At 70.8% G+C, this 13,086-nt stretch carries 10 protein-coding genes; 3 read left to right on the top strand and 7 right to left on the bottom strand.

Translation table 11 applies throughout. The annotated features are described in order from the left end of the window. Nucleotides 1-10 precede the first annotated feature (10 nt). From ABD355_RS21260 to ABD355_RS21250, 3 genes are all read right to left on the bottom strand, one after another. Entirely contained in the window at nucleotides 11-1,735 is a 1,725-nt protein-coding gene (locus ABD355_RS21260) for an LCP family protein (RefSeq protein ID WP_344402336.1), read from the bottom strand. A gap of 240 nt (nucleotides 1,736-1,975) precedes the next feature. Then, the gene (locus ABD355_RS21255; protein WP_344402096.1) at nucleotides 1,976-3,214 is read right to left on the bottom strand and encodes an LCP family protein; all 1,239 of its coding nucleotides are present in this window, start codon (nucleotides 3,212-3,214) and stop codon (nucleotides 1,976-1,978) included. A 215-nt stretch (nucleotides 3,215-3,429) separates the two neighbouring features. Further along, nucleotides 3,430-4,185: a TIGR03089 family protein gene (locus ABD355_RS21250; protein WP_344402094.1), complete on the bottom strand. Its 756-nt coding sequence runs from the start codon at nucleotides 4,183-4,185 to the stop codon at nucleotides 3,430-3,432. Between the two features lie 129 nt (nucleotides 4,186-4,314). Between ABD355_RS21250 and ABD355_RS21245 the strand changes: the two genes are divergently transcribed. Then, the gene (locus tag ABD355_RS21245) at nucleotides 4,315-5,787 is read left to right on the top strand and encodes a peptidoglycan recognition protein family protein (protein WP_344402093.1); all 1,473 of its coding nucleotides are present in this window, start codon (nucleotides 4,315-4,317) and stop codon (nucleotides 5,785-5,787) included. A 176-nt stretch (nucleotides 5,788-5,963) separates the two neighbouring features. After that, nucleotides 5,964-7,046: a mannose-1-phosphate guanylyltransferase gene (gene manB / locus ABD355_RS21240; protein ID WP_344402092.1), complete on the top strand. Its 1,083-nt coding sequence runs from the start codon at nucleotides 5,964-5,966 to the stop codon at nucleotides 7,044-7,046. Nucleotides 7,047-8,092: 1,046 nt separating this feature from the next. Here the strand turns inward: manB and ABD355_RS21235 are convergent. The 4 genes from ABD355_RS21235 to ABD355_RS21220 form a co-directional block, all read right to left on the bottom strand. After that, complete coding sequence (locus ABD355_RS21235; protein ID WP_344402091.1) at nucleotides 8,093-9,097, bottom strand: DNA-3-methyladenine glycosylase family protein; 1,005 nt, start codon at nucleotides 9,095-9,097, stop codon at nucleotides 8,093-8,095. A 175-nt stretch (nucleotides 9,098-9,272) separates the two neighbouring features. Continuing rightward, nucleotides 9,273-10,610 carry a coenzyme F420-0:L-glutamate ligase gene (locus tag ABD355_RS21230; RefSeq protein WP_425585777.1) on the bottom strand — a complete coding sequence of 446 codons (1,338 nt, stop codon included), beginning with the start codon at nucleotides 10,608-10,610 and terminating at the stop codon, nucleotides 9,273-9,275. Beyond that, nucleotides 10,607-11,566, bottom strand: a complete 960-nt coding sequence (gene cofD, locus ABD355_RS21225; RefSeq protein WP_344402090.1) for a 2-phospho-L-lactate transferase — start codon at nucleotides 11,564-11,566, stop codon at nucleotides 10,607-10,609. The genes ABD355_RS21230 and cofD overlap by 4 nt, the downstream gene beginning before the upstream one ends. Nucleotides 11,567-11,599: 33 nt before the next feature. Then, nucleotides 11,600-12,112, bottom strand: coding sequence for a cysteine dioxygenase (locus tag ABD355_RS21220; protein ID WP_344402089.1), 513 nt, complete (start codon nucleotides 12,110-12,112; stop codon nucleotides 11,600-11,602). Nucleotides 12,113-12,752: 640 nt separating this feature from the next. On the opposite strand from ABD355_RS21220, the gene ABD355_RS21215 reads away from it, so the two are divergent. Then, nucleotides 12,753-13,016 (top strand): WhiB family transcriptional regulator, encoded by a 264-nt coding sequence (locus tag ABD355_RS21215; RefSeq protein WP_010986447.1) that lies wholly within the window; start codon nucleotides 12,753-12,755, stop codon nucleotides 13,014-13,016. Nucleotides 13,017-13,086 lie beyond the last annotated feature (70 nt).

Genomic DNA, 13,086 nt, shown 5'->3' with positions numbered 1-13,086 from the left:
TGTCAGGTCACTACTTGGCGCACTCAACCTTGTCGGCCGTGGTCTTGTCCACGTCCGGCGCCTTGGTCGCCGCGGTGAACGAGTCCCCGGCGCCCGGGAAGTCCTTGCCGAGGGTCAGCGTGATGGCCGGCAGACCCTGGGAGTTGATCACGCTCTTGCCCGGCTTCATCGCCGAGCCGGACAGGCCCAGGATGGCGGCCAGCCGGCGCGCCTGGTCGGCCTGGTCCGGGGCGTACTCCAGCGTCGTTTTGCCGAGCTGCACGCCCGCGTTGCCGGCGTTCTCGGACTTCAGTACGCCCGCCTGGTTCTGCAGGTACTCGAGCTCCGCCTGCGCACTGCCGGGGATGGCGCCACCGTTCAGGATCCGCACCCGCACCGCGGAGGCTGCCGACTTGGTGCCCTTGAGACGGGCGGCCACCGCGGCCGCCTCCTGCTTCTTCTTCTCCTTCACCGCGGTGAAGGAGACGTCGTTCTTGATGGCGTCGAACACCGGCTGGGCCGCGCCCGGCTTGAGGACGACCGTCGCGTGCACCTTCTCGGCCGGGTTGTCGATCACCGGCACCGTGGTGAACGTCAGGTTCTTCGGGTTGAGCTTGCCCAGCTCCAGACCCAGGTCCTTCAGCTTGCCGATGCTGTCGAGGTTGGCGTCGACGGTCAGCGCCTTGGTGCCCGCCTCGGCGACCCTGATCATCTTCGTCGGGTCGGTGAGCGTGTCGTTCGACTTCAGCTTGCGCATCAGCGCGCTGAGGAACTGCTGCTGCAATGTGATCCGGCTCAGGTCACCGCCGAAGCCCACCGCGTGCCGGGTGCGCACGAAGGCGAGTGCGGTCTCGCCCTCGATGTGCCGCATGCCCTTCTTCAGGTTCAGATGCGACTTGGGGTCGTTGATGTCCTTGCCGAGGCAGACATCGACGCCGCCCACCGCGCTGGTCAGCGTCTTGACCGCGTTGAAGTCGGCCACCATGAAGTTGTCCGGCTTGATGCCGGTCAGCTCCGTGACGGTGCGTGCGACACAGCTGGGCGTTCGGTCGTCCTGGCCGAGGCTGGTGTTGAAGCGGACGTTGCTGGTGCCCGCGATGACCTTCTTGGAGCCGTCGGCCTGGGTGGTCGGGCAGTCCGGGATGTCGGTGATCAGGTCGCGCGGGATGCTCAGCGCCGTCGCGTTCGAGCGGTCCTTGGAGACGTGCAGCAGGATCGTGGTGTCGGCGTGACCGACGCTGTTCTTGTCGCCGTACTCGTCGTTGCCCTTGCCGGTGCGCTTGTCGGTGCCGATCAGCAGGATGTTGATCGCCTTGCCCTTGCTGAAGCCGCCGGTGCTCGCGCCGTCGTCGGAGACGGACGTGATGTTGTCGTTGAGGTGCTTGATGTAGAGGTACCCGGCGCCGGCCGTGGCGACCAGCACGAACGCCATGGTGCCGCCGGTCCACAGCAGGACCTTCTTCGCCTTCGACTTCTTCTGCACCGGCCGACGGCCGCGCCGCCCCGGCGGCGGCTCCTCGGGCGCACCACGGCGGCGCCTTTGCGGCGGCACCCCGCGCCCCGGGGCCTGCGGGTTCGCCGTACGCCCGCGCCCCGCGCCGTCCGCGCCACGGGGAGCGGATCTACGCGGCCTGGGGACCGCCGATTGCGGTGCGGAAGGAGCCAGTCGCAGTTCGTATTCGCCGGTGTTCGGATTGAGCACCCACTGGTCTGCGGGGTCGATGTTCTCCGCCCGCCCACGGCTTTGCGCGTCCACGGTTTCCGAATCCTCCGTTTGGGCCACGCGGCGCCTTCCCCCTCAAAGACGCTCGGGTCTCGGTCACACAGTGCGCGACCCCAGGAAGGACCTGGCGGACCGGTGCACCGGATCGCTCACACTATCCGGCCAGTTCAGCGTGGAGCGACGTCGGTGACAAATTCCACGCCCCTACAACTGGGCAATCCGCCCATTTCTTTGGGTTTTCTTGGGACGGCTGTTCGTCGCGTTGCTGCTCGCCTACCCGCAGCTGTCCTCGTCGGCGGTGTTCCCGCGGAACGTCGGCGCGGGTGAACTGCCCCCCGGAGCCCCGCCGGACCGCTTTCCGCCTGACTTCGCGTTGCCGCGCCCGTACGCGCCGTAGTCGTGCGACTGCTCATATGAATCCCCGCCCGAATACCCGTACGAGTTCCGCTCGCCATCCATGGCCGAATTACGGCTCTTTGCGTCGGAATCCCGTGGAACTTCCGGCGCGACCGCCAACGGCGCGTCCCTGCGCACCCGTTCGAACAACCTCTCCGCCTCCGGCTCCACGAGCTGGTCGCGATTGGCGTCGTAGACGTACGACTCCCGCGGAACCGTGAGGAATTGCACCGCTTTCGTGGGGATGTCGCGCAGCCCGCGCACGAGTTGATACAGCTCACGCAGACTCGCCAGCCCGGGGTCGGTGGTGAGCGACGAGGTGGCGGCGTCCAGCACGGGATAGAGCTTCACCGGGTTCAGCAGTACGTCGTTGCTCTGGACCTTGTTGACGAGCGCCCCGAGGAACCGCTGCTGACGGTCCATCCGGTCGGTGTCGCTGCCGTCGCCGAGGGACTTGCGGGCGCGCACGTACCCGAGGGCCTGCTCACCGTCGAGCGTGACCCGTCCGGCGGGCAGCCTCAGCTTGGCCGCCTTGTCGTCGATCGGCTTCTTCAGGCACACCTGGACGCCGTCGACCGCGTCGACCATCTCCTTGAAGCCGTGGAAGTCGAGGACGATGTGGTGGTCGATGCGGATGTCCGTCAGCTTCTCCACGGTACGGATGGTGCAGGCCGAACCACCGGTCTCGAAGGCGGAGTTGAACATCGCGAACATCGGCTCGGAGCGGTTCCCGTCGGACCGCAGACAGGCCGGGATGTCCACCATCAGGTCACGGGGCAGCGAGATCGCGGTGGCGGCGTGCCGCCCCGCGGACAGATGCAGCAGGATCGTCGTGTCGGACCGCTCGGTCCCCGAGTCCCGCCCGTACCGGGCGTTCCCGTCCCCGGCCCGCGTGTCCGACCCGATCAGCAGGATGTTCTGCGCACCCTTGACGAGCGAGGTGGGCCGCTCCTTCTCGTACCGGGCGAGCTCCCGGGCGGCCGCATCGTCGGCCCTGATGTTCCCGTCGAGCTTCGCGTACACCACCACCCCACCGGCGACGGCCCCCACCACCACGACACCGACCGCCAGCCCCCCGAACCGCACCCACCGCCGCCGCCGACCTCCCAAGGCCATCCTCCACCCCCTCACGGCGTACGAACATGCACTTGAAAGTGCAGTTCCTACGACCATGACCCGGCGAGGGCGGCGCGGTCGTGCGGTGCTGGCCCACCCGGGTGACTGCAGCGGCCCTTGAGGGGCGCGGGGCTGTGTCGATTTGCGGCTCCGCCGCGTGGGCGCGACAAGCCACGACGAAGCCGCACACGCCAAACAACCGCCACCACCCCCGCTCAGCGGCGCACCACGCTCACCCGCTCACTCTCGACCCGCTTGGCCAGCGCCTCTTCCCCCAGCTGCTCCAGATGCCGGCACAACACCACGGACCCCCCGCCGGCAAGCGGCCCGTACAACCCGGCATTCAGCCCCTCCCAGGTGTCGTAGGGCAATCCGGAGAGAATCCGCGCCCCCGGCCCGGTGAGGCCCAGCCCCGCCGCCTCCGCCCGAGCCCGCTCGACCACCTCCGCCCCGCTGAACTCCCGCCCGGCCACGATCAGCCCGGCCTCGTCGGGATCCACCGCCGCGAACGGCACGAACCGGTCCCCCTGGCCCGGCACCTCCACGGCGTAGTCGGCGAAGCCTTCCGGCACCTGCGGAAAGCGGCCACCCAGCGGCCGCAGGGCGAGCGCGACCCGCTCCCCACGGCAGGCCCGCGCGGCGGACAGCGTGTCCGGCCCGCTCACCACCACATCGGCCGCCGCCGGATCCCCGCCGACATCGGCGACCGCCCCCACCGACGCACACGCCAGCAGCCACACCGCGGTCTGCCAGTGCGCGGGCAGCAACAGTGCGACCCGGTCACCGGGGGCCGCGGAGAGGTCGCCCTGGAGGAGATTGGCGGTCTTGGCCACCCAATTGGCGAAGGTGGCCACAGAGAGTTCGACACGTTCGCCCGTGGCGTCGTCGTAGAAGGTCACCAGGGGGCGTCCGGGGTCCGCGGCGAGCGCGGAACGCAGCAGGTCGGCAGGGGTGCGGTCGGTGGCGTTCACCCGCGCAAGGGTACGCGGACGACCACTCGCGCACCCCCCGGTGGGGCCACCGGTTCGGAGGAACGAAATCCGACGGCCCGTCAAATCCGGTATGGACAGATATGTATGACTATGTCCAAGATCAGGAGCATGCGTGGATTCCTTGCCTCCTCGATCGCCTCTTCGATCGGCGTCGCCTGCGCGGCCGCCCTCGCCCTTCCGCTGACTCTGCCCGTCCCCGTGGCGACGGCGAGGGCCGCGCTCGCCGGCGCAGGATCCGCGCCGGCGCCCGCGCGGCCCGACGTCCACGGCAGCACCCAGTCGCTGCCGCTCGCCCCGTTGACTCCCCTCACCCGCGCCCTCGGCTCCACGGCCTCGACGGCCCTCGTGGAGCAGGGACTGACCCGCCGGGACGTACGGCACTTCTCGATGGTCGGCGTCATCTGGGACAACCCGGACACCGAACTGCACGGCCAGGTCCAGGTCCGCACCCGCGCGGCCGGCAACGGCGTCTGGTCCGGCTGGCGCGGCCTGGAGACCCACAACGACGACGCGGCCGACCCCGGCACCGCCGAGGGCGCCCCGGGCCGGGTCCGCGGCTCCACCGCACCGCTGTGGGTGGGCGACTCGGACGGGGTGGAGGTCCGGGTCCGGGCCGAGGGCGGACCCCGTACCGAAGGCCACGCCCGCAGCACCCGCGCCGTTCCGGCACCGGCCGCCCTTCCCTCGGGCCTGCGTCTGCAACTCGTGGACCCCGGCGGCCCGGACGACGGCGGCGACGAGGTTCCGATGCGGAGTACGGCGCCGCTCGTGCCGCACGGCAGCCAGGCCGGACCTCCCGGCACCGGGACCGGCAACTCCGAGTCGGCCGAGGCCCTGGCCTCGTCCACCGCCAACGCCGATCTCGTCCCGCTCGGCGCCACCGTGATCCCCGCGCTGAGCAGGTCGGCGACCGTGCGGGAGATGCGGACGCTGCGCGGGCACGAGTTGACGGCCGGTCAGCGCAAGAAGCCGCACATCGGGCCCCGCCCCCGCATCGTCACCCGCCGGGGCTGGGGCGCGGACGAGGATCTGCGCGAGAGGGGGTTCGCCTACACGAAGAAGGTCAAGGCGGCGTTCGTGCACCACACGTCGTCCGGCAACACCTACCGCTGTTCGCAGGCCGCCTCCGTCATCCGTGCCATCTACCGCTACCACGTCGTGAGCATGGGCTGGCGCGACATCGGCTACAACTTCCTCGTCGACAAGTGCGGGACCATCTACGAGGGCCGCGCCGGGGGAGTGGCGAAGGCGGTCAGGGGCGCCCACACCCTCGGTTTCAACAACAACAGCATGGGCATCGCCGTCATCGGCAACTTCAGCAAGACCAAGCCGCCCGCGGCCGTCCTGAAGGCCATCGCCCGGCTCACGGCCTGGAAACTGGGCCTCTACGGGGCCAATCCGCGCGGAAAGACATATCTGAAGTCCAGCGGTGGCAATCTCTACCGAAAGGGTAAGAACGTGCGCATGAATGTGATCTCCGGCCACCGCGACGGCTACCCCACGGCATGCCCGGGCTGGCAGCTCTACCGAAAGCTCGGCACGATCCGCTCCACCGCGGCGCACTACCAGGGCCGCCGCTGAGCGACCGCCGGTTCTCGCAAAGGAGTCGGGCACGGAAGCGTTATTTACGTCATAGCGGGGCACCGGGCGGAACGCGGGACACCGCAACGGCCATCCACATCACCACACGACGGTCTGCATAAACTGGCCGGTCGAAAGAAAGTTCGGCCGGTCCCGGCAGGAAGCAGAGACGACAGGTGACAGAAGCGATCCTCCTGGTCGGCGGCAAGGGCACGCGGTTGCGCCCCCTCACGGTCCACACGCCGAAGCCCATGGTCCGCGCGGCCGGCGTCCCGTTCCTCACCCACCAGCTGGCGAGAGCGAGAGCGGCGGGCGTGGACCACATCGTCCTCGCCACGTCCTACCTCGCCGAGGTCTTCGAACCGTACTTCGGCGACGGCTCGTCGCTGGGCCTGCACATCGAGTACGTGACGGAGGAGGAGCCCCTCGGCACGGGCGGCGCCATCCGCAACGTCGCGTCCCGCCTCCACTCGGGCCCCGACGACCCGGTCCTCGTCTTCAACGGCGACATCCTCACCGGCCTGAACATCCGTGCCCTGGTCGACACCCACCAGAAGACGGGCGCCGACGTCTCCCTGCACCTCACCAAGGTCACCGACCCGCGCGCCTACGGCCTGGTCCCCACGGACGACACCGGCCGTGTCCTGGCCTTCCTGGAGAAGCCGCAGACCCCCGAGGAGATCGTCACCGACCAGATCAACGCGGGGGCGTACGTCTTCCGCCGCTCGGTCATCGACACCATCCCCGCGGGCCGCCCGGTCTCGGTCGAACGAGAGACCTTCCCCGACCTGCTGGCGGCCGGGGCCCACCTCCAGGGCATGGTCGACTCGACGTACTGGCTGGACCTCGGCACCCCGGCGGCCTTCGTCCGCGGCTCCGCCGACCTCGTCCTGGGCCGCGCTCCGTCCCCGGCCGTCCCCGGCCGCTGCGGCGACCGCCTGATCCTGCCGACGGCGAGGGTCGCCGCCGACGCCAAGCTCACGGGCGGCACCGTGGTGGGCGAGGGCGCGTTCGTGGCGGAGGGCGCGCGGGTCTTCGGCTCGACCATCCTCCCCGGCGCCGTCATCGAACCGGGCGCCGTCATCACCGACTCCCTCATCGGCACCCGAGCCCGTGTCGGCGAACGCTCCGTCCTCACCGGCACAGTCATCGGCGACGGCGCCGTCATCGGCGCCGACAACGAACTACGTACCGGCGTACGAGTCTGGTGCGACGCCCAGATCCCAGCAGCGTCGCTCCGCTTCTCTTCGGACCAGTAGGGCCCCCAAGGGCACCCGCACGGCCGCGCCCACAGCCTGCGACCACGCTGCGCGGCCCTGCGGGCCGGGCTGCGCCGTGGGCTGTGCAGCGCCCTGTAGCCCGGGCGTGCTGTGCGGCGGCCGGTGCAGCGCCGGGTAGCCCGCGGGCGCGCCGCGCTCCCGTCTACGGGCCCCCGGTGGCCTGCGGCCCGGCTGTGTTACGGGCCGCACAGCCCTCAGTCGCGGGCGTGTCGTCCCGCGATCTGTGCAGCGCCTGGTAGTCCGGGGGCGTCCCGTGCTGCGGGCCACAAGCCCCGCTGGCCTGGGGGCGCGCTGCGCCGCGGTCTGTGTAGTGCCCGGTAGTCCCGAGGCGTCCCGTGCTGCGGGCCACAAGCCCCGCTGGCCTGCGGGCGCATCTTGCTGCGGCCTGCGAGACCCCGGTGGCCTGCGTGCGGGTTGTGTTGCGTGCCGCGTAGCCCCCGTAGCCGGCGGGCGCGTTGCGCTGCGGCCTGGGAGCCCCGGGTGGCCTGCGTGCGGGTTGTGTTGCGGGCCGCGCAGCCCCCGTAGCCGGCGGGCGCGTTGCGCTGGAGCCTGGGAGCCCCGCTAGCCCGCGGGCGGGCGTGCTGCGACCCTCATGGCCCCCCTAGCCTGCGGGCAGTCGTGCCGCCTAGGGCGGCACGGGTGGGCGCAGGCGGCACCCCCCAAGCGCTGGCAAGCGCACCCAGCCCCGGCCCAGCTCCAGCTCCGGGTCCCCGACGACCGCCCGAAGCCGGTCGTCGGCATCCGCCGCGCCGGTGTACGCCCACTGAGTCGGCGGCACCCACCGGCGCGGGCGCCCTGCCCAGCCAGCCCAGTCCCGGGTCCCCGTCGACCGCCCGAAGCCGGTCGTCGGCATCCGCCGCGCCGGTGTACGCCTACTGAGTTGGCGCCACCCGCCTGCGCGGGCAGCCCAATCCCGGGGCCCCTACGACCGCCCGAAGTCGGTCGTCGGCATCCGCCGCGCCGGTGTACGCCCACTGAGTCGGCGGCACCCGCCGGCGCGGGCGCCCCGCCCAGCCCCGGGGCCCCTACAACCGCCCAATGTCAGTCTTCGGCATCTTCGGCATCCGCCGCGCCGGCGTACGCCCGCTCAGCAGAATGAACCGCGCAGCCCGATGCCGCTGCCCGGCATACGGCTCCAACAACTCCAGCATCGCCGCATCATCCGCATCCCGGTCCCCGGCAAGCGCCCACCCCACAATGCCCGGCAGATGCAGATCCCCGACGGTCACCGCATCCGGCGCCCCATGACTGCGCTGCACGGTCTCCGCCGACGTCCACGGCCCGATCCCCGGCACGACCTCCAACCGCGCCTGCGCCGCCGCCGGCTCCATCCCGACCGCCTCCTCCAGCCGCGCAGCGACCTTCACGGCTCGCAGAATCGTCGACGCCCGCTTGTTGTCGACCCCGGCCCGGTGCCACTCCCACGACGGAATCAACGCCCAGGTCCGCGGTCCGGGCATCACCCACAGCCGCCCGCCCGCAGCGGGCCCAGGCGCCGGCTCCCCGAACTTCCGTACGAGCAGCCGCCACGCCCGGTACGCCTCCTGGGTCGTGACCTTCTGCTCCAGAACCGACGGGATCAGCGACTCCAGCACCAGCCCGGTCCGCGTCAGCCGCAGCCCCGGCCGCCGATGCGCGGTGTGCGCCACCAGCCGGTGCCGCGGCACGAACGCATCGGGCTCGTCCGCACCCCCCAGCAGCTCCGGCAACTGCTCCAGCAACCATTCGGCCCCGGGCCCCCAGGCCTCCCCACGGACCTCACCCCCGCACACGGAGACCCGCAGGGTCCCGGGCCCCCCGGGAGTCAGACTGGCCCGCCAGACAGACCCGTCCGGCATGGCCCGAAACGTCGGATCCCCGCCACCACGCCGAAGCGGCCCCAGCACCAGCCCGAGATCAAGCGGCCCGTCCGGTACGACGGTCCGCACCCGCCCGGGCGCACTGGCCTGCCGCGGCACACCTCCGGGCACCACGACATGCCCACCGCGCACGGTCGTACGCGTGGGCCGGGGAGAGAACCGTCCTGCCACAGCTGAGTTCCTGGGGGTATCGGGGATGCCCTACGAGACTAGGCGGTACGTACAAGCACTGGTGCGTGCTTTCAAGGGGCGCGGGGAACTGCGCGACAAGCCCCCACTCACCCGCAGCCGCGCACGAAACCCGGACAACCCCGAACCGTAGGCATTCGGCGCACCCAGCGGCGCGTCACCGCACCGCAATGAACGCCGCAGCGTCCCGCTCAGGCCGAGCCCGCGGCTCCTCCGCCGCATGCCCCACAGCCACCGCCCCCATCGGATCCCAGTCCCCAGGCAGCCCCAGAACCTCCCGCACCACATCCCGGCAGAACATCGTCGAGGAAACCCATGCGGACCCCAACCGCTCCCCGGCCAGCGCAACCAAGAAGTTCTGCACCCCGGCCCCCGCGGCGACGACGAACATCTCCCGCTCCGCCCCGTCCCGCCGAGCGTCCCCGTACGTGTGCGACCCGTCCATCACCAGACACGGCACCACCAGATACGGCGCATTCCGCAGCACATCCCCCCGCCGCACCCGCTTGGCGATGGACTCCTCGCTCTTCCCGTCCCGCCGCAGATCGGCGATCCAGGCATCGCGCATGGCGTCCAGCAACCCGGTCCGCGCGTCCTGCGACTCCAGCAGCACGAACCGCCACGGCGTCGTGTGATGCGGCGCCGGGGCGGTCACGGCCGCGGCGACCGCCCGCCGTACGGCACCGGGATCGACGGGCTCGTCCGTGAAGGCCCGCACGGTGCGCCGCTGGGTCACCGCCGTCCGGATCGCCTCGGACGTCCCCAGCCGGAACATGTCGTCGCGCCCGCCGCGCACCATGGCCCGCGCCCCCTCTCCGTCGCCCTGCGTCACCACGTGCGGCAGCCCGCGTACGACGGCGACGGGCAGCCTGGCGGTCTTGCCCTTGACCAGATCACCGGCGGCGGCCAACTCGTCCGCCGTCGCCACGACCGTCGCGCTGAGCGGATTGCCGTACGCGTCCGCGCCCCCGCGCAGATCGTCGAGCACATGCACCCCGGCGGCGCCGATCGCGACGTCCGTGAGCCCCGAGCGCCACGGTCGCCCGAAGGTGTCGGTGACGACGACCCCGACGTTGACGCCCAGGGCGCCCCGCAGCCCCTCCCGGATCGCCCGGGCGGACGCGTCGGGATCCTCGGGAAGCAACAGCACCGTGCCGGACGGGGTGTTGGAGGCGTCGACCCCCGCCGCGGCCATCACCAGCCCCTGCCGGTTCTCGACGATCCGCAGGGCCCCGCGCCGCGCCACGACCCGCACGGTCTCGGCATCGATCGCGGCCTCCCGGTCGGCCGCCTCCAAGACCCGTCCCTCCGCCTTGGACACGATCTTCGAGGTGACGAGCAACACATCCCCGTCGACCAGTCCCGGCTCGGCGGCGGCGATCAACTTGGCGAGGTCGTCCCCCGGCACGACCTCGGGAATCCCGCCCACGGCCCAGACCCGATACCCGCCGTCCCCGTCGCCGCGCGCGCCCGTGCCCTCGGAAATGCCGCTCACGGCACCCGCACCTCCTCCGCCAGCGCCAGTGCCTCACGTGCCATCCGGGCGGTCGCCTCGATGTCGGTCATCATCAGCGGTACGGCCCGGCACCGGATCCCGGCGGCTTCGACCCGGTCCACGACCCCCGCGTCCACGGTGTCGACGAGCCAGCCGTCGAGCAGACCCGAGCCGTAGTGCTCGGCCACCGCCGCGGCCGTCGACTCCACGCCGACCGCCGCCAGCACCTTGTCCGCCATGCCCCGCACGGGCGCGTCCCCGACGATGGGGGAGAGGCCGACGACGGGCACCCCGGCATCGGCGATCGCCTCCCGGATACCGGGCACGGCGAGGATCGTGCCCACGGAGACGACCGGGTTCGACGGCGGGAACAGCACCACGTCCGCCTCCGCGATCGCCTCCAGCACACCCGGCGCCGGCTTCGCCTGTTCCGCCCCGACGGGCACGACCGCCTCGGCCGGCACCGAGGCCCGCAGCCGCACCCAGTACTCCTGGAAGTGCACCGCCTTGCGCTCACCGTCGACCTCGACGGCCACATGGGTCTCGACCCGGTCGTCCGTCATGGGAATCAGCCGTACGCCCGGCTTCCACCGGTCGCACAACGCCTCCGTCACCGCGCTCAGCGGATACCCGGCGCCGATCATCTGCGTCCGCACGATGTGCGTGGCGAAGTCCCGGTCGCCGAGCCCGAACCACTCCGGACCCACGCCGTACGCCGCGAGCTCCTCCTTGAGGTGGAAGGTCTCCTCGGCCCGCCCCCAGCCCTGCTCCTCGTTGATACCGCCGCCGAGCGTGTACATCACCGTGTCGAGGTCCGGGCAGACCTTGAGTCCGAAGAGGTGAATGTCGTCCCCGGTGTTGCCGATGACGGTGATGTCCGCGTCCGGCACGGCCTGCTTCAGACCGCGCAGGAACCGGGCACCACCGATGCCGCCTGCCAGAACCACAATGCGCATGGGCCAAGTCTTACAGGCGGGTACGACAACGCGTCAGGCGGTTACGACGTCCACCTCGTCGTAAGTGGCAGGGGCCGCCGTGCACGTGGAGTGCATCGGCATCTCCGTCAGGCCCGGGTAGTACACGTGCAGACTGACCGCCGGCTCCAGCGCGTCGTTGACGACCTCGTGCACATACCCCGGAGCGAACACCCGCTGCGCGCCCGCGCCCAACGCGCGCGTGCCCCGCTCGGTCCGCTCGGTCAGCGTGCCCTCCAGGACGGTCAGCACACCGGAGGAGCGGCCGTGGTCGTGCAGCCCGCTGCCCTGACCGGGCACCCAGGACAGCAGCCACACCTCGTAGCCCGGTCCCGTGCGCAGCCGGTGGTACCAGCGCGTCGTCGCGTCGTACTCGACGAGGTGCTCCCACTGGGAGCGGTCGGCGGCGATGGACCGGGCCAGGCCCACGAACTCGGCGACGGTGGCCGGGTGCTCGCGCGGGGGCTGCAGCAGGTGCTGCACTTCGAGGATGTCGCCGGCGATCTGGAGGTCGTTGTCGCTGTTCATAAGGGGTGCGTGGTTCCTCAGTGAAAGAAGGTCAGAGGGAACGGGAGCCCCGTCACGGACGACAGGGCCTACAGCCGGAGCAGGTGTGGCTCAACAGCTGGCACAGCAACAACAGCTACAGCGAGCGCGGGCAGCACCGTGGGACCCGGCGGTGCGGGTCGAGGTGAGCGCCAAGTTCGCGAGCATGCCCACAAGGACAGCGGTTCACACCCTCACTGTCAACTCGACGCCCGGCATGTGGGACATGGTTCACCTCATCCGGTTCATGTCGGAGGCGAAAGGTTTGTGCATGCGTCACCCGGGACACATGGCGCTCAAACCTCGTTGCGGTCCTGTGATCCGACTGTGATCCGGTTTGCTTCGAGGTGCGCGTGGAACGAGATCGGATCTGCGGGCGTCCTTCCCCGTACAGGCTCTGCTCGGGGTCGAAGGCCCTTCCGGGCCTCGTCTGCATGTCAAGGTTTATGCCGATTTGAACACTTTCCGCATGGCCTTGGTTCCGCAGAGTGAATAAGGGGCTCAATAGCAGATCTCGGCTTGACTCGCCCGGAGCAGCACACTTGTAATTTCACTCGTGTCGTTCAGCCGGAATCGGTAACGGCTACATCACGGGGACGCGAAAGACAGACGAGGGGCGCACATGACCGAGCTGGTGCAGCAACTGCTGGTCGACGACGCGGACGAGGAACTCGGCTGGCAGGAGCGCGCGCTGTGCGCCCAGACCGACCCCGAGTCCTTCTTCCCCGAGAAGGGCGGCTCCACCCGTGAGGCCAAGAAGGTCTGCCTGGCCTGTGAAGTCCGCTCCGAGTGCCTCGAATACGCCCTCGCCAACGACGAGCGCTTCGGCATCTGGGGCGGACTGTCCGAGCGTGAACGACGCCGTCTGAAGAAGGCCGCAATCTGACCGGGCGGCCGACGCCCTCACGTGACCGCAAAACATTCGAACGGCCCGTCGCAGGTGGAGTTGTCCACAG

It is taken from the genome of Streptomyces longisporus, from assembly GCF_039532765.1.
Lineage (GTDB): Bacteria > Actinomycetota > Actinomycetes > Streptomycetales > Streptomycetaceae > Streptomyces > Streptomyces longisporus.
The sequence above is the reverse complement of the archived record's forward strand: the minus strand, read 5'-3'. Positions and strand labels throughout refer to the sequence as shown.